Below are 21,091 nucleotides of genomic sequence, written 5' to 3' on the forward strand. Positions count from 1 at the left end.
GATGCTTTATGGATGACAACTATCGCGCGGCCGTAGACGCGGCCGCGATCTTTTCCGAAACCGACCTGCGCGGGAACATCACCTACGTCAACCAGCAGTTCTGCACCATCTCGGGTTACAGCCGCGAGGAACTGCTCGGTGCCAACCACCGCATCCTCAATTCCGGTCTGCACGAGCCGGCGTTCTTCGTCGGCATGTGGCGGGCCCTGGCCGCCGGCCGGGTATGGAAAGGCGAGATCTGCAACCGCGCCAAGGATGGCGCGTTGTACTGGGTCGACAGCACCATGGTGCCGCTGGTCGACCCGCTCAGCGGGCAAGTGCGCAAGTACGTGTCGATCCGCTTCGATGTCACCGAGAAGCGCCAGTTGCTGCATACCCTGCAATGGCGGGTCGGCCACGATGTGCTCACCGGCTTGCCCAACCGCGCCTACCTGTCCGACCTGCTGAACCAGGCCTTGGCCTGTTCGCGCCGTGAAGGCATTGCGCTGGCGGTGTGCATGCTCGACCTGGATGGCTTCAAGGCGGTCAACGACGGCTACGGCCATGCCATGGGTGACCTGTTGCTGGTTGAAGTGGCGCAGCGCCTGAAGCACATCCTGCGCGAGGGTGATGCCGTGGCCCGGCTGTCGGGCGACGAGTTCGTGCTGATCCTGCGGGATGTCGACGAAGGTCGCCAGTTGCATGCCGCGCTGCGCCGCGTGCTGCAGGCATTGGCGGCGCCGTATGTGGTACGCGATCAGCGCCTGTCGCTCAGCGCCAGTATCGGCGTCACCCTGTACCCGCAGGACGACGAGGATGCCGACACCCTGGTGCGCCATGCCGACCAGGCCATGTACGTGGCCAAGCAGCGTGGGCGCAACCGCTACCACCTGTTCGACGTGACCCAGGAGCAGGAACTCAAGGCCACCCACCAGACCGTGGCGCGGGTGCGCCGGGCCCTGCACAACGACGAGCTGTGCCTGTATTACCAACCCAAGGTCAACCTGCGCAGCGGCCAGGTGCTGGGCTTCGAAGGGTTGCTGCGCTGGCAGCGGCCGGGCCGGGGGTTGGTCCCGCCTGGCGACTTCCTGCCCTGGGTCGAACAGACCGACCTGATCGTCGAGATCGGCGAATGGGTGCTCGACAGGGCACTGAGCCAATTGCAGGCCTGGCAGCGCGAAGGGCGGCCCTGGTCGTTGAGCGTGAATATCGCGGCGCGGCATTTGCAGCGCAGTGACTTCGCCGAGCGCCTGCGCCAGTTGCTGACCGAATACCCGCAGGTGGACCCGGCACGGTTGGACCTGGAAATCGTCGAATCGGTGGCCATCGACAACCTGCAACACGTCAGCCGCTGCCTCGACGCTTGCCGCGCGCTGGGCGTGCGCTTTTCCCTGGATGACTTCGGCACGGGCTACTCGTCGCTGAGTTACCTGAAGCGTTTGCCGACCCAGACGATCAAGATCGACCAGTCGTTCGTGCGCGACATCCTGCATGACCAGGACGACCTCGCACTGACCCGGGCGGTGATCGGCCTGGCGCGGGCATTTGGCCGCGAGGTGATTGCCGAAGGGCTGGAGAGCGTCGAGCACGGCCGGGTGCTGATGGGCCTGGGCTGTGAACTGGCCCAGGGTTACTGCATTGCCCGGCCGATGCCGGCCAGTGAGGTACAGCGCTGGGCCCAGGCCTACCGGCAGCCGAAGCAGTGGCGCGACCCTTGATAGGCCAGCCGGCCATGGGCCAGGCCTGGGCCCGCTCGGCACCGGGCGGGGCGCTGGATGGCGGCGGCGAAGCCAGCGTTCGCGGCGGCTAGTTCTGGCGCAACCGCTTGTACAGCGTGGTACGGCTGATCCCCAGTGCGCGGGCCACCGCGGACAGGTTGCCGTTGGTTTGCTGCATCAGCGTTGCCAGGTCTGCCGCTTCGGGCGCCTGCGGCACAGGCACCTGCGCCTCGGCGAGAAAGCCCGCAGGCAGGTGTTCCAGGCCGACCGGGCCATTGCCGGCCAAGGCCAGCGCCACCTGCAGCACACTCACCAGTTCACGCATATTGCCTGGCCAAGGGTGCTGATCGAACAGCTCGACAATCGCTGCCGGCAGCCGTGCAGGCTGCCCCGGTTCGCGGTAGCGGGCATGCACCTGCTCGATCAGCTGGCGCCGGTCGCTGCGTTCGCGCAGCGGCGGCAACTGCACTGCCAGCCCGGCGATGCGGTAGTACAGGTCCTGGCGAAAGCGCCCGGCACGCACCTCTTCGGCCAGGTCACGATTGCTCGCCGACACCACCCGTATATCCACCGCTACCGGCTCGCCGCTGCCCAGCGGCTGGATGCTGCGTGACTGCAGGACGCGCAGCAGGCGGGCCTGGGTCGGCAGCGGCATGTCGCCGATTTCATCGAGGAACAGGATGCCGTGGTCGGCCTTGCGGATCAGCCCCGGGTTGCCCTTGTGGTGGGCACCGGTGAACGCGCCTTTGTCGTAGCCGAACAGCTCCGACTCCACCAGCTCGGCGGGGATTGCCGCGCAGTTGACCGCGACCAGCGGCTGGCCGGCGCGGCTGCTGGCGCGGTGCAAGGTGTCGACGAACACTTCCTTGCCGACGCCGGTTTCCCCCTGCACCAGCACCGGGATGTCCTTCTCCAGCAGCAGGCTGGCCTGCGCCAGGGCCTTGTCCAGGCGCGGGTCGGTGCTGCTGCTGCTGCTGCTGGCTGTGCGGCAAGTGGCCTCGCGCGCCGGCTGCCATTGGCAATGGAAGCGATTGCGCCCGGTGGCCTGCAAGGCGAAGGGCTGTTGCCGGGGGTGGCTGAACAGCTGCTGCAGCGGCAACTGGAACAGCTGCTCGATGTTCTGCCGCAGCGGGTTGCCGCCGAGCAGGCTGTCGGCCCGGTGATTGGCCGCCAGCACCTGGCCCTGTTCATCGAACACCAGCAGGCCGGCCCAGGGGCTGTCCAGGTTGTCGGAAGCGCTGTTGAACATCAGCTGGGCATGCCGCTCGCCATGTTCGGCAAGGATCAGGCGGTTTTCCAGGCTCTGGCTCATCATGCGCACCAGGCCCAGCGTCTGGCTGGCTGGCAGGTAGCCATCGCTGGCCACGTCGAGCACCCCGACCAGTTGCCGCGCCGCGTCGAACAGTGGCGCGGCGGCGCTGGACATGTAGCGGTTCTGCCGCAGGAAGTGCTCGTCCTGGCCGACGTGAATCGCCTCGGCGCAGACCAGCGCGGTGCCCAGGGCATTGGTGCCGACGCCGCGCTCGTGCCAATGGGCGCCAGCGCTGAAACCGTGCTGCTGGCGCGGTTCGATGAAGCGCCGCGAGCCCCAGCTGTCGAGCACGCAGCCGCTGGCATCGGCCAGCATCACCAGGTAGCTGGCATTGCCCAGCAGGTGCGCGTAATGCGGCAGAACCGCCTCGCGGGTCAGGCGCAGCAGGGCCTGGCGCCGCTCCAGCAGGGCGCTCAGTTCGGCGCGGGTCAGGCAGTCGAAGTCCGGGGCGTGCTGGGGTTGCAGGCCGTGGTCGCGGCAGCGGGTCCAGGAGGCCTGGATCAGTTGGGCATGGGTCGAAGCGGAAGCGGCCATGGGCCTGTCCTGTGTGATTGTTGTATGGAACCGACCGCTGTTCAGTGTTGTTCACAGTTGTTCAATGTCAAACCTGCGAGTGTTCAGTTGTTCAGCGCTTGTGTTCATTTGTGAACCCGTGTCTTGGCTGGGCTGCCGGGCAGGGCGCGTGCCAGACGGGCGCGGCGTAACTGGCACGAAACTGGCTGTACCCGGCAGACAACAATCACAAGAAGGCCACGCCATGTCCCTGGTGCTGGAACAGGTCAGTCGCAGCGTCGACAACCAGGCCTGGATCGTCGATGCCTCGCTGCGCTTCGAACCCGGCTCGTTCAATGTATTGCTGGGCCGTACCCTGGCCGGCAAGACCAGCCTGATGCGTCTGATGGCCGGGCTCGACCGCCCGGACCGTGGGCGCGTGCTGATGGATGGCCAGGACGTGACCGGCGTGCCGGTGCGCCTGCGCAACGTGTCGATGGTGTATCAGCAGTTCATCAACTACCCCACCCTCAGCGTGTACGAGAACATCGCCTCGCCGCTGCGCCAGGCACGCATGGCTGAGCCGGAGATTCGTCGACGGGTACAGGAAACCGCCGAGATGCTGCGCATCGAAGCCTACCTGCACCGCCTGCCGCTGGAGCTGTCCGGTGGCCAGCAACAACGCACGGCGATGGCCCGGGCGCTGGTCAAGGATGCCTCGCTGATCCTGTTCGACGAGCCGCTGGTCAACCTCGATTACAAGCTGCGCGAGGGCCTGCGCCAGGAACTGCGCGAGCTGTTCGCGGCGCGCCACTGCATTGCCGTGTATGCCACCACCGAACCCAACGAGGCGTTGGCGCTGGGCGGCACCACGACGCTGGTGCACGAAGGCCGGATCGTCCAGAGTGGGCCTACCGCCGAGGTCTACCAGCGCCCCGGCAGCGTGCTGGCCGCCGAGCTGTTTTCCGAGCCGCCGATCAACCTGGTGCCTGGCCGTATCAGCGGTAACGAGGTGAGCCTGGCCCAGGCCGTGCACTTTGCCCGCAATGCCGACCTGCAGCCGCTGGCCGAAGGCGACTACCGCTTTGGCGTACGGCCCAGCCACATCAGCCTGGTGCCGGCCCACGACGATGACCTGGAGCTGGCCGTGCTGGTCGAGCTTGCCGAAATCAGTGGCTCGGAGACTTTCCTGCATGTGCGCAATGACCACTGGCGCATGACCCTGCATTTGCCCGGGGTGCACGAATACCAGGTGGACACGCCGATCCGCGTGTTCATTCCCACCCACAAGCTGTTCGTGTTCGACAGTGCCGGGGCGTTGGTGCAGGCCCCCGGGCTACGCCAGGCAAGGAGAGGGTGATGGCCGAAATCCGTCTGCGCCAACTGGCGCACAGCTACAGCCGCCAGCCCGCCAGCGAGGCGGACTATGCCCTGCACGCACTGGAACATGTGTGGGAGCAGGGCGGTGCCTATGCCTTGCTGGGGCCGTCGGGCTGTGGCAAGTCGACCTTGCTCAATATCATTTCCGGGCTGCTGACGCCGTCCCATGGCGAGGTGCTGTTCGATGGCAAGCCGGTCAACCAGTTGCCGCCGCAGGCGCGCAACATCGCCCAGGTGTTTCAGTTTCCGGTGGTGTACGACACCCTGTCGGTGTACGACAACCTGGCGTTTCCCCTGCGCAACCAGGGGCTCGACGAAGCCCGCGTGCGCGCCCGGGTGGAGGAGATTGCCGAGGTGCTCGACCTGACCGCGGCGTTGCGCAAGAAGGCCCGCAACCTCAGCGCCGACGAAAAGCAGAAAGTCTCCATGGGCCGTGGCCTGGTGCGTGACGACGTATCGGCAATCCTGTTCGACGAGCCACTGACGGTGATCGACCCGCACCTGAAGTGGAAGCTGCGGCGCAAGCTCAAGCAGATCCACGAGCAGTTCAACATCACCATGATCTACGTCACCCACGACCAGCTGGAAGCCTCGACCTTCGCCGACAAGATCGCGGTGATGCACGGCGGGCGCATCGTCCAGTTCGGCACCCCGCGCGAGCTGTTCGAGCGGCCACGGCACACCTTCGTCGGCTATTTCATCGGCAGCCCGGGAATGAACCTGATCGAGGTGCGCGCCGAGGCGGACGGGGTGAGCTTCGGTGATATCCACCTGCCCCTGCCAGATGGCTTGCGCGAGCGCCTGGCGGCGACAGCAGGCGGGCGCTTGCAGGTCGGCATCCGCCCCGAGTTCGTGCAGCTGTGGGACAGCCCGTTCGAGGATGCCTACCCGGCACGGGTACTGGACGTCGAGGACCTGGGCACCTACCGCATCGTCACCCTCGAGCTGGGTGGCGTCGCGCTCAAGGCACGCCAGGGCGAGGACCGCCCAGTGCCTGTAACCCAGGCCTGGGTCAGCCTGCCGGCGCAGTGGCTGATGCTGTACCTCGACGATGTGCTGCTGGAGGTCGCGCCATGAACAAGGTGCCCAACAACAAGGCCTGGTGGCTGGTGCTGCCGGTGTTCCTGCTGGTGGCGTTCAGTGCCGTGGTGCCGATGATGACCGTGGTCAACTACTCGGTGCAGGACATTTTCGACCAGTCCAACCGCTACTTCGTCGGTGCCGACTGGTACCGCCAGGTGCTGCGCGACCCGGCGCTGCATGACGCGCTGCTGCGCCAGTTCATCTATTCCGCCTGCGTGCTGCTGATCGAGATCCCGCTGGGCATCGCCATCGCCCTGACCATGCCGACCAAGGGGCGCATGGCGTCGGTGTGCCTGATCATCATGGCCATCCCGCTGCTGATCCCGTGGAACGTGGTCGGCACCATCTGGCAGATCTTCGGCCGTGCCGACATCGGCCTGCTCGGCGCCACCCTGGCCCGGCTGGGGGTGAGCTACAACTACGCCGGCAACCCGTTCGACGCCTGGCTTACCGTGCTGGTGATGGACGTCTGGCACTGGACCTCGCTGGTCGCGCTGTTGTGCTATTCAGGCCTGCGCGCCATCCCCGACGTGTATTACCAGGCCGCGCGCATCGACCGTGCCTCGGGCTGGGCGGTGTTCCGCCATATCCAGTTGCCGAAGCTGAAGAACGTGTTGCTGATCGCGGTGATGCTGCGCTTCATGGACAGCTTCATGATCTACACCGAGCCCTTCGTGCTGACCGGCGGCGGGCCCGGCAATGCGACCACCTTCCTCAGCCAGACCCTCACGCGCATGGCCGTGGGCCAGTTCGACCTGGGCCCGGCGGCGGCGTTTTCGCTGGTGTACTTCCTGATCATCCTGCTGGTGTCGTGGCTGTTCTACACAGCCATGACCCATGCCGACAAGGACTAGGCCATGAGCACACGCAAATCGCTGGCCCTGCTGCTGTACTTCTTCTTCCTGCTGGTGCCGATCTACTGGCTGCTGAACATGTCGTTCAAGAGCAATACCGAGATCCTCGGTAGCCTGACCCTGTGGCCGCAGGCATTCACCCTCGACAACTACCGGGTGATCTTCACCGATGCCAGCTGGTACAGCGGCTATATCAACTCGCTGTACTACGTATGCCTGAACACGCTGATTTCACTGCTGGTAGCGTTGCCAGCCGCGTATGCCTTCTCGCGCTACCGCTTCCTCGGCGACCGGCACCTGTTCTTCTGGCTGCTGACCAACCGCATGGCGCCGCCGGCGGTGTTCCTCCTGCCGTTCTTCCAGTTGTATTCGTCGATCGGCCTGTTCGACACCCACATCGCCGTGGCCCTGGCCCACTGCCTGTTCAACGTGCCGCTGGCAGTGTGGATCCTGGAAGGCTTCATGTCGGGTGTGCCGAAGGAAATCGACGAAACGGCCTACATCGACGGGTACAGCTTCACGCGCTTCTTTGTGAAGATTTTCATTCCGTTGATCGGCTCCGGCATCGGCGTCACAGCGTTTTTCTGCTTCATGTTTTCCTGGGTCGAACTGCTGCTGGCGCGCACGCTGACCTCGGTGAATGCCAAGCCGATCGCCGCGGTAATGACCCGTACCGTGTCGGCATCGGGCATCGATTGGGGGGTGCTGGCAGCAGCGGGTGTTCTGACCATCCTGCCCGGCATGCTGGTGATCTGGTTCGTGCGCAACCATGTGGCCAAGGGCTTTGCCCTGGGCCGGGTCTGAGGAGGGTACGGCATGGAGTGGATGGCCTGGACCTTGCCGACGGCGCTGTTCTTCGCCGCCGTGGGTGTACTGCTGCTGGGCATGACCTTGCTCGAGCTGCGCCGACCTTGCGTGGAGCGACGCGGCTTTCTACCGCTGGTCACCAGCCGTGGCGACCGCTTGTTCATCGGCCTGCTGGCCAGCGCCTACCTGCATCTGTTGGTGGTTGGCGTCAGCGAGTGGCCATTGTGGGTAGCCTCGCTGCTGTCTCTGGCGTGGCTGTTGGTGGTGCTGCGCTGGGGCTGAGCGAGCGGCCCTGTGGGATAACTGAAACGGGAGATCACAATGTTCGACAACAAGTACAACAGGCGACATTTGACCCTGGCCGCGTTGCTGGTGCTGGCCAGCGCGCAAGGCACAGCCTGGGCCGACCAGTACGAGGACGCGGCGAAGAAATGGATCGGCAGCGAGTTCAAGCCGTCGACCCTTACCCCGGAACAGCAGCTGGCTGAACTCAAGTGGTTCATCAAGGCAGCCGAGCCGTTCCGTGGGATGAAGATCAATGTGGTGTCCGAAACCATTACTACCCATGAGTACGAGTCCAAGGTGCTGGCCAAGGCCTTCAGTGAAATCACCGGTATCCAGCTGACCCACGACCTGCTGCAGGAAGGCGACGTGGTGGAAAAGCTGCAGACACAGATGCAGTCGGACAAGAACATCTATGATGGCTGGGTCAACGATTCCGACCTGATCGGTACGCACTTTCGCTATGGCAAGGTGGAATCGATCACCGACCTGATGGCCAACGAGGGCAAGGACTACACCTCGCCGACCCTCGACCTGAAGGACTTCATCGGCATTTCCTTCACCACCGCGCCCGATGGCAAGGTCTACCAGTTGCCCGACCAGCAGTTCGCCAACCTGTACTGGTTCCGTGCCGACTGGTTCGAACGGCCCGAGCTGAAGGCCAGGTTCAAGCAAAAGTACGGTTACGAGCTGGGCGTGCCGGTGAACTGGTCGGCCTACGAGGACATTGCCCGGTTCTTCACCGAAGACGTCAAGGAAATCGATGGCAAGCGCGTCTATGGCCACATGGACTATGGCAAGAAAGACCCGTCGCTGGGCTGGCGCTTCACCGACGCCTGGTTCTCCATGGCCGGTGGCGGCGACAAGGGCCTGCCCAACGGCCTGCCGGTGGACGAATGGGGCATTCGCGTGGAGGACTGCCACCCGGTGGGCTCCAGCGTGACCCGCGGCGGCGACACCAACGGCCCGGCGGCGGTCTACGCCACGCAGAAGTACGTGGACTGGATGCGTGCCTATGCGCCCAAGGAGGCCCAGGGCATGACCTTCTCCGAGGCCGGCCCGGTACCCGCCCAGGGCAACATTGCCCAGCAGATCTTCTGGTACACCGCGTTCACCGCCGACATGACCAAGCCCGGCTTGCCAGTGGTGAATGCCGATGGCACGCCGAAGTGGCGCATGGCGCCATCGCCGAAGGGGCCGTACTGGGAGGAGGGGATGAAGCTGGGCTACCAGGACACCGGGTCGTGGACTTTCTTCAAGTCCACCCCCGAGAAGCAACGGCTGGCGGCATGGCTGTACGCGCAGTTCGTCACGTCCAAGACGGTATCGTTGAAAAAGACCATTGTCGGCCTCACGCCGATTCGGGAATCGGACATCAACTCCCAGGCCATGACCGATCTGGCGCCCAAGCTGGGCGGGCTGGTGGAGTTCTATCGCAGCCCGGCGCGGGTGCAGTGGACCCCGACCGGCACCAACGTGCCGGACTATCCACGCCTCGCGCAGTTGTGGTGGAGCCACATTGCCGAGGTGGCCAGCGGCGAGAAAACCCCGCAGGAAGCCCTGGATGGGCTGGCCCGCGACCAGGACCGGATGATGGAGCGCTTGCAGCGGTCCAATGCCCAGGCCACCTGCGCGCCGAAGCTGAACCCGGAACGGGATGCCCAGTACTGGTTCGACCAGCCAGGTGCACCGAAGCCGAAACTGGCCAACGAGAAGCCCAAGGGCGAGACCGTCAGCTACAGCGAGCTGCTGAAGTCGTGGGAGGCGGCCAGGAAGTGATCGGCTGAGGATTTGGGTTGATGCGTGAATCGAGCGCCGCCCGCGCGGCGCATCGCGGATAAATCCGCTCCCACATTTGTTGCAACGTGCCGAACCTGTTACGCCATGGTCGCCTGCCTTGGTGCATGTCTTGAGTCTTGCAAACCGGCTGGCAACCATGGCCTCACAGGCATGGCCACGTTGCAACAAATGTGGGAGCGGATTTATCCGCGATGCGCCGCGCGGGCGGCGCTCGATCTCATAGGCGCTAAACCTCCCACGCCAGGCAAAAAAAAACGGCACCTGCCAGAGGTGCCGTTTTCATATCACGCAATGTTACTTGTGCAGCTCTTCCGCCGCATACAGCGTGTTCTCCAGCAGGCACGCCCGGGTCATCGGCCCGACGCCACCCGGCACCGGGGTGATCCAGCCCGCGCGCGGCAGGGCGGTCTCGTAGACCACGTCGCCGACCAGCTTGCCGTCTTCCTGGCGGTTGATGCCGACGTCGATGACGATGGCACCTTCCTTGATCCATTCGCCCTTGACCAGGCCCGGCTTGCCGGCAGCCACGACCACCAGGTCGGCACGCCCGACATGGCCGGCCAGGTCCTTGGTGAAGCGGTGGCAGACGGTCACGGTGCAGCCGGCCAGCAGCAGTTCCATGGCCATCGGGCGGCCGACGATGTTGGACGCGCCGACGATGACCGCGTTCATGCCGTACAGGTCCTGGCCGGTGCTTTCCAGCAGGGTCATGATGCCCTTCGGCGTGCACGGGCGCAGCAGCGGGATGCGCTGGGCCAGGCGGCCGATGTTGTACGGGTGGAAACCATCCACGTCCTTGTCCGGGCGAATGCGCTCGAGCAGCAGCGAGGCATCCAGGTGCGCCGGCAGCGGCAGTTGCAGCAGGATGCCGTCGACGGCCGGGTCGTCATTGAGGCGATCGATCAGCTCGGTCAGGGCCTGCTGCGTGGTGTCGCTGGGCAGGTCGAACGCCTGGGAAATGAAGCCGACCTCTTCGCAGTCCTTGCGCTTGTGCGAGACATAGACTTGGGAGGCGGGGTCGGTGCCGACCAGGATCACTGCCAGGCCGGGTGTACGCAGGCCTTGCTGGCGACGCTCCACGACACGTTGAGCGATCTGCTGGCGCAGGCTGGCGGCGATCGCCTTGCCATCGATTAGGTGTGCAGTCATAGACGCGTGATTAACCATCGAGAAGGAAACAATTAAAGAGGGCGCATTCTCGCACGACACGGGCCAAGGGCAAAGGCGGGTGGTTGGGCAAATCCCCTAAGCCCTTAAATAATTTAAATTTTTTTGAGAAAGGTGTTGACGACATTCAGGCTCGCCTATAAGATTCGCCGCACTTGTCGGGCACAGCCTAGCACTGGTTGGCGAAGTCGGGCAGAATGAGTGGTTTAGCAGCTATCTGTTAAGGTCTCGTTCGGTTAGGCTTCAAGCTTAAGCGCCCGTAGCTCAGCTGGATAGAGCATCCGCCTTCTAAGCGGATGGTCGCAGGTTCGAGTCCTGCCGGGTGCGCCATTAGGCAGCTTTGGCAAGCAAGTAAGTGGTAATGCGATATGGTGGGCGTAGCTCAGTTGGTAGAGCGCTGGATTGTGATTCCAGTTGTCGTGGGTTCGATTCCCATCGTCCACCCCATATTCTTCAAAGGCGCCGCGATAGCATCTGGCGCCTTTGTTTTAAGCGTTACGCGGACGTGGTGAAATTGGTAGACACACTGGATTTAGGTTCCAGCGGCGCAAGCTGTAAGAGTTCGAGTCTCTTCGTCCGCACCATGTTTCTGTAAGGTTGTATCGCAACATCGCAAGACCGTAATATGGTGGGCGTAGCTCAGTTGGTAGAGCGCTGGATTGTGATTCCAGTTGTCGTGGGTTCGATTCCCATCGTCCACCCCATATTTTTTCGAAGGCGCCTTGGTCGTGAGACTGGGCGCCTTTGTTGTTTTTGGGGTGTTTGCCTTGGTGGTTGTGGCGCCTGCGAGATCGAGCGCCGCCCGCGCGGCGCATCGCGGATAAATCCGCTCCTACATTTGTTGCAACGTGGCCATGCCTGTGAGGCCACAGTTGCCAGCCTTGTTGGCATGACGGGATTTTTGGGTGGGCATTGATGCCGCCTCACATGCCTTGAGACATGCACCAAGGCAGGCAACCATGGCGTAACAGGTTCGGCACGTTGCAACCAATGTAGGAGCGGATTCATCCGCGATGCGCCGCGCGGGCGGCGCTCGATCTCGCAGGCGCCACAAGGCGCAAGCCATGAACTTCGCAGCCATAACTCGATCCCCCTTGCAATCCTCTGGTGGCACCCCAATAAAAGCTGTTAGATTTCAGCCGGTTGAAACACCGGCCCAGCTGGCCGGCAGAGGAACAACCCGATGATCGCAAAAGAAGCCCGTCAGGCACTGGCGCTGCAGCGTTTTGCCGAGGCCAACCCGCAACTGCTCGAAGAGATCCGCGAGCTGGATGCACGTGAGCAGGCCCAGCAGATCGAATGGGCCTTCGAAGATGCAGCCGAGGAGCAGGGCATCCAGCCCTGGGAGCTGGCCTTGCAACTGATCGCCGAAACCCCGGAGCAGCTGCAGGCCATGCGCCTGGAGACGCACCGCGAGGTGGCCGAAGCGCTGGGAATGGAATGGGAAGAGTACTGCCAGTTCAACGAGATCGACCCTGAATAAAGGAAGCGAATTCGTCGCGGCAGTTGTTTGACAAGGTATTTCGGCTGTTGGGCGCCCAAGGCGCCGCGCAGCCCTTTTTGAATCAGGCCCTGCGGCACGCCGTACGGGCCTTGAAAGTTAATCGACCGGCGTGGCTTCCCGTCGTCCCGGGTGGGGTGACTTCTGCTGCGCGACTCACTAGAATGCTTGCCCTTGATTCTGGAGTCGGGCTAACGCCGGCTAACGTCTGTGCAACGAGGAATATCCATGCAAGTTTCTGTTGAAAACACTTCCGCTCTCGAGCGCCGCATGACCATCGCCGTTCCGGCCGAGCGCGTCGAGAACGAAGTCAACAAGCGTCTGCAACAGACTGCCAAGCGCGCCAAGGTTGCAGGCTTCCGCCCAGGCAAGGTGCCGATGAGCGTGATCCGTCAGCGCTTCGAGGCCGATGCCCGTCAAGAGGCGTTCGGTGACCTGGTTCAGGCTTCCTTCTACGAAGCCATCGTCGAGCAGAAGCTGAACCCGGCTGGCGCCCCTGCGGTAGAGCCGAAGTCCTTCGAGAAGGGCAAGGACCTGGAATTCGTCGCCATCTTCGAAGTGTTCCCCGAGTTCACCGTTGCCGGCCTCGAGTCGATCAGCGTCGAGCGCCTGAGCGCCGAAGTGGCTGACGCCGACCTGGACAACATGCTGGAAGTGCTGCGCAAGCAGAACACCCGCTTCGAAGCCGTCGAGCGCGCTGCGCAGAAAGACGACCAGGTCAACATCGACTTCGTCGGCAAGGTCGACGGTGAAGTGTTCGCTGGCGGTTCGGCCAAGGGCACCCAGCTGGTACTGGGCTCCGGCCGCATGATCCCGGGCTTCGAAGACGGCCTGGTTGGCGCCAAGGCAGGTGAAGAGCGCGTTGTCAACGTGACCTTCCCCGAGGACTACCAGAACCTGGACCTGGCTGGCAAGGCCGCCGAGTTCACCATTACCGTCAACAGCGTTGCTGCCCCGGTGCTGCCAGAGCTGAACGAAGAGTTCTTCGCCCAGTTCGGCATCAAGGAAACCACCCTGGAAGGCTTCCGCGCCGAAGTTCGCAAGAACATGGAGCGTGAACTGCGCCAGGCCATCAAGGCCAAGGTGAAGAACCAGGTCATGGACGGTCTGCTGGCCGCCAACCCGATCGAAGTGCCGAAAGCGCTGCTGGAAAACGAAGTCAACCGTCTGCGCGTGCAGGCTGTTCAGCAGTTCGGTGGCAACATCAAGCCTGAGCAACTGCCGGCCGAGCTGTTCGAAGAGCAAGCCAAGCGCCGCGTGGTGCTGGGCCTGATCGTCGCCGAAGTGGTCAAGCAGTTCGAACTGAAGCCGGACGAAGGCAAGGTTCGCGAAATGATCGAGGAAATGGCTTCGGCCTACCAGGAGCCTGAGCAGGTCATCGCCTGGTACTACAAGAACGACCAGCAACTGAACGAAGTCCGTTCGGTTGTGCTGGAAGAACAAGTTGTAGATACTGTCCTGCAGAAAGCGACTGTGACCGACAAGTCGGTCTCGTACGAAGACGCCGTTAAACCAGCACAGGCTCCTGCCGCCGCTGAATAACCGGCTTCTCTCGTAGGAAACCCCCACAAGCCAGCCTTCGAGCTGGCTTGTGCGTATTCAAGCCATGACTATTTGGGAGTGAGCGCAGGACATGTCCCGCAATTCTTATATTCAGCAGAGCTCTGACATCCAGGCCGCAGGCGGCCTGGTCCCGATGGTTATCGAGCAGTCCGCCCGTGGCGAACGCGCTTACGACATCTACTCGCGCCTGTTGAAGGAGCGTGTGATCTTCCTGGTTGGCCCGGTAGAGGACTACATGGCCAACCTCGTCGTGGCGCAACTGCTGTTCCTGGAAGCAGAAAACCCGGACAAGGATATCCATCTGTACATCAACTCGCCGGGCGGTTCCGTGACCGCCGGCATGTCGATCTACGACACCATGCAGTTCATCAAGCCGGACGTCTCGACCATCTGCATCGGCCAGGCCTGCAGCATGGGCGCCTTCCTGCTGGCTGCCGGTGCCAAGGGCAAGCGTCACTGCCTGCCGAACTCGCGCGTGATGATCCACCAGCCGCTGGGCGGCTTCCAGGGTCAGGCCACCGATATCGAGATCCACGCCCAGGAAATCCTCAATATCAAGGCCCGTCTGAACGAGCTGCTGGCCTATCACACCGGCCAGGACCTCGAGACCATCAAGCGTGACACCGAGCGTGACAACTTCATGAGCGCCTCGCGCGCGGCCGAGTACGGCCTGATCGACTCGGTCTACGACAAGCGGCAACTGGCCTCCTGAACCGGGGTGCCAGAGCAGGTAGGCGCGGAAAGCGCCTACCTGCGGACTTGAAAAAGCCCGCAATTGCCTTCATCTTGTGTTGCAAGCCTACCGGATTGGATCGATCGAATGACTGACACCCGTAACGGCGAGGACAGCGGCAAATTGCTCTATTGCTCCTTCTGCGGCAAAAGCCAGCACGAAGTGCGCAAATTGATTGCCGGGCCCTCGGTATTTATCTGCGACGAGTGCGTCGACCTGTGCAATGACATCATCCGTGAGGAGGTGCAGGAAGCCCAGGCCGAGAGCAGCGCGCACAAATTACCTTCGCCGAAAGAAATCAGCGGCATCCTGGACCAGTATGTGATTGGTCAGGAGCGCGCGAAAAAGGTGCTGGCCGTAGCGGTGTACAACCACTACAAGCGCCTGAACCAGCGTGACAAGAAGGGTGACGAAGTCGAACTCGGCAAGAGCAACATCCTGCTCATCGGGCCGACCGGCTCGGGCAAGACCCTGCTCGCCGAAACCCTTGCACGCCTGTTGAACGTACCGTTCACCATTGCTGACGCCACCACCCTGACCGAAGCCGGTTACGTGGGTGAGGACGTCGAGAACATCATCCAGAAGCTGTTGCAGAAGTGCGACTACGACGTGGAAAAGGCCCAGATGGGCATTGTCTATATCGACGAGATCGACAAGATTTCGCGCAAGTCGGACAACCCGTCCATCACCCGTGACGTTTCGGGCGAGGGCGTGCAGCAGGCACTGCTGAAGCTGATCGAAGGCACCGTGGCCTCGGTACCGCCGCAGGGCGGCCGCAAGCACCCGCAACAGGAATTCCTGCAGGTTGATACCCGCAACATCCTGTTCATCTGCGGTGGCGCCTTCTCGGGCCTGGAAAAGGTCATCCAGAACCGCTCCACCAAGGGTGGCATCGGTTTTGGCGCTGAAGTGCGCAGCAAGGAAGAAGGCAAGAAGGTTGGCGAGTCGCTGCGTGAGGTCGAACCGGACGATCTGGTCAAGTTTGGCCTGATCCCGGAATTCGTCGGCCGTCTGCCGGTGCTGGCAACCCTCGACGAGCTGGACGAGGCTGCACTGATGCAGATCCTCACCGAGCCGAAGAACGCCCTGACCAAGCAGTATGCCAAGCTGTTCGAGATGGAAAGCGTCGACCTCGAGTTCCGCAGCGATGCGCTCAAGGCCGTTGCGCGCAAGGCCCTGGAGCGCAAGACTGGCGCCCGTGGCCTGCGTTCGATCCTCGAAGGCGTGCTGCTCGACACCATGTACGAGATTCCTTCGAAGAAGGATGTCAGCAAGGTGGTGATCGACGAGAGCGTCATCGAGGGTACGTCGCAGCCGCTGATGATCTACGAAAACAGCGAGCCGCAAGCCAAGGCTGCGCCGGATGCCTGATCCAGGCGCTGGCCACTGATGGTTGCAAGCAAGAAGGGGGCCTACGGGCCCCTTTCTGCTTTTCCTGCGCTAGCGCTTGTAATTTCCCAGGCATGCCCCCACATTAGGTCCAAGCATCATTTCCACTGTTTTCCGGCCATAAGGCCGCTGTAGAGGCGAAATCATGAAGACCACCCTCGACTTGCCTCTTTTGCCATTGCGCGATGTCGTTGTTTACCCGCACATGGTCATCCCGCTGTTCGTGGGGCGCGAAAAGTCCATCGAGGCCCTTGAGGCGGCGATGACGGGCGAAAAGCAGATCCTCCTGCTGGCCCAGAAAAACCCGGCCGACGATGACCCGGGCGAAGACGCGCTGTATCGCGTCGGTACGGTTGCCACCGTGCTGCAGCTGCTGAAACTGCCCGATGGCACCGTCAAGGTGCTGGTCGAGGGCGAGCAGCGTGGCGCCGTCGAGCGCTTCAGCGAAGTGGAAGGGCACATTCGTGCCGAGGTTTCCCTGATCGACGAAGTCGACGCCGCCGAGCGCGAGTCGGAAGTCTTCGTGCGCACGCTGCTGTCGCAGTTCGAACAGTACGTGCAGCTGGGCAAGAAAGTACCCGCCGAGGTGCTGTCGTCGCTGAACAGCATCGAAGAGCCGGGGCGCCTGGTCGACACTATGGCCGCGCACATGGCGCTGAAGATCGAGCAGAAGCAGGAAATTCTCGAAATCGTCGACCTGCCGACCCGCGTCGAGCACGTGCTGGCGCTGCTGGATGCCGAAATCGACCTGCTGCAGGTCGAAAAGCGCATTCGCGGTCGGGTCAAGAAGCAGATGGAGCGCAGCCAGCGCGAGTACTACCTGAATGAGCAGATGAAGGCCATTCAGAAAGAGCTCGGCGATGGCGACGAAGGCCACAATGAAGTCGAAGAGCTGAAAAAGCGCATCGAAGCCGCTGGCCTGCCCAAGGACGCCCTGGCCAAGGCCCAGGCCGAGCTGAACAAGCTCAAGCAGATGTCGCCGATGTCGGCCGAGGCCACCGTGGTCCGCTCCTACCTCGACTGGCTCGTCCAGGTGCCGTGGAAGGCCCAGAGCAAGGTGCGCCTGGACCTGGCCAAGGCCGAGGAAATCCTCGACGCCGACCATTATGGCCTGGAAGAGGTCAAGGAACGCATTCTCGAGTACCTTGCCGTGCAGAAGCGCGTCAAGAAGATCCGTGGCCCGGTACTGTGCCTGGTCGGCCCGCCTGGCGTCGGCAAGACCTCGCTGGCCGAATCGATCGCCGCTGCCACCAATCGCAAGTTCGTGCGCATGGCCCTGGGTGGGGTGCGTGACGAGGCCGAGATCCGTGGCCACCGCCGTACCTACATCGGTTCCATGCCTGGGCGCCTGATCCAGAAGATGACCAAGGTGGGGGTACGCAACCCGCTGTTCCTGCTGGACGAAATCGACAAGATGGGCAGTGACATGCGTGGCGATCCGGCCTCGGCTCTGCTCGAAGTGCTCGATCCCGAGCAGAACCACAATTTCAACGACCATTACCTGGAAGTCGACTACGACCTTTCGGACGTGATGTTCCTGTGCACCTCGAACTCGATGAACATCCCGCCGGCGCTGCTCGACCGCATGGAAGTCATCCGCCTGCCGGGCTACACCGAGGACGAGAAGATCAACATCGCGGTCAAGTACCTGGTGCCCAAGCAGGTCAAGGCCAACGGCCTGAAGAAGGAAGAGCTGGAGGTCGACGTTTCGGCGATTCGCGACATCATCCGCTACTACACCCGCGAAGCGGGTGTGCGTGGGCTGGAGCGGCAAATTGCCAAGGTCTGCCGCAAGGTGGTCAAGGAACATACCGGGCAGAAGCAGGTCAAGGTCAAGGTGTCCAGCGAACAGCTGGAGCACCTGCTGGGCGTGCGCAAGTTCCGCTATGGCCTGGCCGAGCAGCAGGACCAGATCGGCCAGGTCACCGGCCTGGCCTGGACCCAGGTGGGTGGCGAACTGCTGACCATCGAAGCCGTGGTCATCCCCGGCAAGGGCCAGTTGATCAAGACCGGTTCGCTCGGCGATGTCATGGTCGAATCGATCACCGCCGCCCAGACCGTGGTGCGCAGCCGCGCCCGCAGCCTGGGGATTGCAGCCGACTTCCACGAGAAGCACGACGTGCACATCCACATGCCTGAAGGCGCCACGCCGAAGGACGGCCCGAGCGCTGGTATCGGCATGTGCACCGCACTGGTCTCGGCACTGACGCAGATTCCGGTGCGTGCCGATGTCGCCATGACCGGTGAAATTACCCTGCGTGGCCAGGTGCTGGCGATTGGCGGGCTGAAGGAAAAACTGCTGGCGGCACACCGTGGTGGTATCAAGACGGTGATCATTCCCGAGGAGAATGTTCGCGATCTGAAGGAGATTCCGGAAAATATCAAACAGGATCTGCAGATCAAACCGGTCAAATGGATTGACGAAGTCCTGCAAATTGCGCTGCAATACGCCCCGGAGCCCTTGCCAGATGTGGCTCCGGAGATTGTCGCGAAAGATGAAAAGCGCGACGGCGATGCTAAGGAAAGAATCAGCACGCACTAGTAGTTTCTGGCTGGGGGGCGTTCCTTGACAGTTTTTTCGGGGCCTTGCTATAAAGCGGCACGCTAGTGTCATCAGGCCACCCAGCGAACGTTTCATAAGCTTTTCATTACATACTTAGAAACAAACTCAATAGAGAAATAAGGGGACTTAGAGTGAACAAGTCGGAACTGATTGACGCTATCGCCGCATCTGCTGACATCCCGAAAGCTGTAGCCGGCCGTGCGCTGGACGCAGTCATCGAATCCGTCACCGGCGCCCTGAAGCAAGGTGACGATGTGGTACTGGTTGGCTTCGGTACCTTCTCGGTCAAGGAGCGTGCAGAGCGCACCGGCCGCAACCCGCAAACCGGTAAGGCAATCAAGATCGAAGCCGCCAAGGTTCCAGGTTTCAAGGCTGGCAAAGGCCTGAAAGACGCCGTCAACTAAGTCGTCTCTTTCAGCCGGACCCGGCCTGGCCAGGTCCGAGCACGCTGATGGCGGGGGCGCAAACGTTCCCGCCTGACACGTTTGCTAAGAAAAGGCGCATCCTCGGATGCGCCTTTCTTTTATCAGGTTTCTACCCACGCTCCGCGGTTGTCGACGCAGTGGTACAGCCGTTTCTGGGGGACGCATGCTGCAAAATATCAGGGACAATTCACAAGGTTGGATTGCCAAGACCATCATCGGCCTTATCGTCGTGTTGATGGCGTTGACCGGCTTCGAAGCCATTTTCCAGGCCGCCACTCATAGCCAGGACGCCGCCAAGGTGAATGGCCAGACCATCAGCCAGAACGAGTTGAGCCAGGCGGCCGACATGCAACGCCGCCAGCTGATGCAACAGTTGGGCAAGGATTTCGACCCGGCGCTGCTGGATGACAAGTTGCTGCGTGAAGAGGCACTCAAGGGCCTGATCAGTCGCAAGCTGCTGTTGCAAGGCGCCGAAGACGCCAAGTTTGCCTTCTCCGAGGCCGCGCTGGACCAGGTCATCCTGCAGACGCCGGAATTCCAGGTGGACGGCAAGTTCAGCGCCGACCGCTTTGACCAGGTCATCCGCCAGATGGGCTATGGTCGCATGCAGTTCCGCGACATGCTCGCCGAGGAAATGCTCATCGGCCAGCTGCGTACCGGCCTGGCTGGCAGCAGCTTCGTCACCGACCAGCAGGTCGACGCCTTTGCCCGCCTCGAGAAGCAGACCCGCGATTTCGCCTCGCTGACCTTCAAGGCCGACCCGGCCGCAGTCAAGGTCAGCGACGAAGAAGTCAAGGCGCACTACGACCAGCACGCCAAGGAGTTCATGTCGCCTGACCAGGTGGTGATCGACTACGTCGAGCTGAAGAAGTCGGCGTTCTTCGACCAGGTCAAGGTGACCGACGAAGAGCTCAAGGCCCAGTACGAGAAGGAAATCGCCAACCTCGCCGAGCAGCGTCACGCAGCGCACATCCTGATCGAGGTCAACGACAAGGTTACTGACGCCCAGGCCAAGGCTCGCGCCGAAGAAGTCGCGCAGCGCCTGGCCAAGGGTGAGGATTTTGCCGCACTGGCCAAGGAGTTCTCGCAGGACCCGGGTTCGGCCAACAGCGGTGGTGACCTTGGCTTCGCTGGCCCGGGCGTCTACGACCCGGCGTTCGAGGATGCCCTGTACAAGCTGCAGGTCGGCCAGGTCTCGGCACCGGTGCGTAGCGAGTTCGGCTACCACCTGATCAAGCTGCTGGGCGTGCAGGCACCGGAAGTACCGAGCTTCGCCAGCCTGAAGGACAAGCTGACCCGCGACCTGAAGATCCCGCTGGTCGAGCAGCGTTACGTCGACGCCAGCAAGCAGTTGCAGGATGCTGCCTACGAGGCTTCCGACCTGGCTCAGCCGGCCCAGGACCTGAACCTGAAGGTGCACACCTCGGCAGCCTTCGGCCGTGAGGGTGGCGAAGGTATCACCGCCAACCGTGCGGTGGTGCAGGCAGCGTTCTCCGAGGAAGTACTGGATGAAGGTGCCAACAGCACGGCCATCGAACTCGACCCGGAAACCACTGTGGTGCTGCGCGTCAAGGAGCACCGCAAGCCGGAGCAACTGCCACTGGAGGCCGTGGCCAAGAACATTCGCGAACACCTGGCCAAGGAGAAGGCCACTGCCGAGCTCAAGGCCAAGGCCGACAAGCTGATTGCCGGCCTGCGTGACGGTTCCGTCACTGCCGGCAGCGTGCACGAAGGGCAGGGCTGGAAGGCTTACGAGGCGGTCACCCGCGGCGAGGACGGTATCGACCCGGCCGAGCTGCAGGCACTGTTCCGCCTGGCCAAGCCAGAGTCCAAGGACAAGCCGGTGTATGGCAGCGTGGTGCTGCGTGACGGCAGCCTGGTGGTACTGCAGCTCAAGGGTGTCAACGAAGGTGCTACCGCCACCGACGAAGAGAAGCAGCAGATCCGCCGCTACCTCGCCTCGCGTGCCGGCCAGCAGGACTTCGCGGCCTACCGCAAGCAGCTGGAAGCCAAGGCAGACATCACCCGCTACTAAGGTGATGG

Annotated in this window: 16 protein-coding genes and 4 tRNA genes; 18 read left to right on the forward strand and 2 right to left on the reverse strand. The window is 62.6% G+C overall.

Annotated features, from left to right (window positions below):
• The first annotated feature begins 8 nt into the window (after positions 1-8).
• A complete protein-coding gene (locus HG549_RS09165) occupies positions 9-1,697 on the forward strand; it encodes a bifunctional diguanylate cyclase/phosphodiesterase (RefSeq protein ID WP_170029195.1) in 1,689 nt (562 codons plus the stop codon).
• A gap of 88 nt (positions 1,698-1,785) precedes the next feature.
• Here the strand turns inward: HG549_RS09165 and HG549_RS09170 are convergent, their stop codons facing one another.
• Positions 1,786-3,543, reverse strand: coding sequence for a sigma-54-dependent Fis family transcriptional regulator (locus HG549_RS09170; RefSeq protein ID WP_170029196.1), 1,758 nt, complete (start codon positions 3,541-3,543; stop codon positions 1,786-1,788).
• 223 nt (positions 3,544-3,766) lie between these two features.
• On the opposite strand from HG549_RS09170, the gene HG549_RS09175 reads away from it, so the two are divergent.
• The 6 genes from HG549_RS09175 to HG549_RS09200 are packed head-to-tail and all read left to right on the forward strand — an operon-like array spanning position 3,767 to position 9,686.
• A complete protein-coding gene (locus tag HG549_RS09175; protein ID WP_170029197.1) occupies positions 3,767-4,861 on the forward strand; it encodes an ABC transporter ATP-binding protein in 1,095 nt (364 codons plus the stop codon).
• Positions 4,861-5,958 (forward strand): ABC transporter ATP-binding protein, encoded by a 1,098-nt coding sequence (locus HG549_RS09180; protein WP_170029198.1) that lies wholly within the window; start codon positions 4,861-4,863, stop codon positions 5,956-5,958. Before HG549_RS09175 ends, HG549_RS09180 begins: the two co-directional genes overlap by 1 nt.
• The gene (locus HG549_RS09185; RefSeq protein ID WP_170029199.1) at positions 5,955-6,818 is read left to right on the forward strand and encodes a carbohydrate ABC transporter permease; all 864 of its coding nucleotides are present in this window, start codon (positions 5,955-5,957) and stop codon (positions 6,816-6,818) included. The genes HG549_RS09180 and HG549_RS09185 overlap by 4 nt, the downstream gene beginning before the upstream one ends.
• A gap of 3 nt (positions 6,819-6,821) precedes the next feature.
• Complete coding sequence (locus HG549_RS09190; protein ID WP_170029200.1) at positions 6,822-7,622, forward strand: carbohydrate ABC transporter permease; 801 nt, start codon at positions 6,822-6,824, stop codon at positions 7,620-7,622.
• Between the two features lie 12 nt (positions 7,623-7,634).
• Positions 7,635-7,907, forward strand: a complete 273-nt coding sequence (locus tag HG549_RS09195; protein WP_170029201.1) for a DUF2160 domain-containing protein — start codon at positions 7,635-7,637, stop codon at positions 7,905-7,907.
• Positions 7,908-7,946: 39 nt separating this feature from the next.
• Positions 7,947-9,686 carry an ABC transporter substrate-binding protein gene (locus tag HG549_RS09200; RefSeq protein ID WP_170029202.1) on the forward strand — a complete coding sequence of 580 codons (1,740 nt, stop codon included), beginning with the start codon at positions 7,947-7,949 and terminating at the stop codon, positions 9,684-9,686.
• Positions 9,687-10,001: 315 nt separating this feature from the next.
• Here HG549_RS09200 and folD read toward each other — a convergent pair whose 3' ends face one another.
• Positions 10,002-10,856 (reverse strand): bifunctional methylenetetrahydrofolate dehydrogenase/methenyltetrahydrofolate cyclohydrolase FolD, encoded by an 855-nt coding sequence (folD, locus tag HG549_RS09205; protein ID WP_170029203.1) that lies wholly within the window; start codon positions 10,854-10,856, stop codon positions 10,002-10,004.
• A gap of 271 nt (positions 10,857-11,127) precedes the next feature.
• Here folD and HG549_RS09210 point away from each other — a divergent pair.
• The 11 genes from HG549_RS09210 (at position 11,128) to HG549_RS09260 (ending at position 21,083) form a co-directional block, all read left to right on the forward strand.
• Positions 11,128-11,204, forward strand: a tRNA-Arg gene (locus HG549_RS09210).
• Between the two features lie 41 nt (positions 11,205-11,245).
• Positions 11,246-11,321: transfer RNA gene (locus HG549_RS09215), tRNA-His, on the forward strand.
• Between the two features lie 52 nt (positions 11,322-11,373).
• Positions 11,374-11,458: transfer RNA gene (locus HG549_RS09220), tRNA-Leu, on the forward strand.
• 44 nt (positions 11,459-11,502) lie between these two features.
• A tRNA-His gene (locus tag HG549_RS09225) sits at positions 11,503-11,578 on the forward strand.
• A 479-nt stretch (positions 11,579-12,057) separates the two neighbouring features.
• Positions 12,058-12,357, forward strand: coding sequence for a DUF6388 family protein (locus tag HG549_RS09230; RefSeq protein ID WP_025338418.1), 300 nt, complete (start codon positions 12,058-12,060; stop codon positions 12,355-12,357).
• A gap of 246 nt (positions 12,358-12,603) precedes the next feature.
• Positions 12,604-13,917, forward strand: a complete 1,314-nt coding sequence (gene tig, locus HG549_RS09235) for a trigger factor (RefSeq protein WP_170029204.1) — start codon at positions 12,604-12,606, stop codon at positions 13,915-13,917.
• A gap of 91 nt (positions 13,918-14,008) precedes the next feature.
• Positions 14,009-14,650, forward strand: a complete 642-nt coding sequence (gene clpP / locus HG549_RS09240) for an ATP-dependent Clp endopeptidase proteolytic subunit ClpP (RefSeq protein ID WP_003259400.1) — start codon at positions 14,009-14,011, stop codon at positions 14,648-14,650.
• Positions 14,651-14,758: 108 nt separating this feature from the next.
• Entirely contained in the window at positions 14,759-16,042 is a 1,284-nt protein-coding gene (gene clpX, locus HG549_RS09245) for an ATP-dependent Clp protease ATP-binding subunit ClpX (RefSeq protein WP_003250242.1), read from the forward strand.
• A gap of 163 nt (positions 16,043-16,205) precedes the next feature.
• Positions 16,206-18,602, forward strand: coding sequence for an endopeptidase La (gene lon / locus HG549_RS09250; RefSeq protein ID WP_170029205.1), 2,397 nt, complete (start codon positions 16,206-16,208; stop codon positions 18,600-18,602).
• A gap of 152 nt (positions 18,603-18,754) precedes the next feature.
• Complete coding sequence (gene hupB, locus HG549_RS09255) at positions 18,755-19,027, forward strand: nucleoid-associated protein HU-beta (RefSeq protein WP_003250246.1); 273 nt, start codon at positions 18,755-18,757, stop codon at positions 19,025-19,027.
• 184 nt (positions 19,028-19,211) lie between these two features.
• On the forward strand, positions 19,212-21,083 hold the full coding sequence (locus HG549_RS09260) for a SurA N-terminal domain-containing protein (protein WP_170029206.1): 1,872 nt from the start codon (positions 19,212-19,214) through the stop codon (positions 21,081-21,083).
• Positions 21,084-21,091 lie beyond the last annotated feature (8 nt).

The organism is Pseudomonas sp. SK (assembly GCF_012975065.1).
GTDB lineage: Bacteria > Pseudomonadota > Gammaproteobacteria > Pseudomonadales > Pseudomonadaceae > Aquipseudomonas > Aquipseudomonas anuradhapurensis.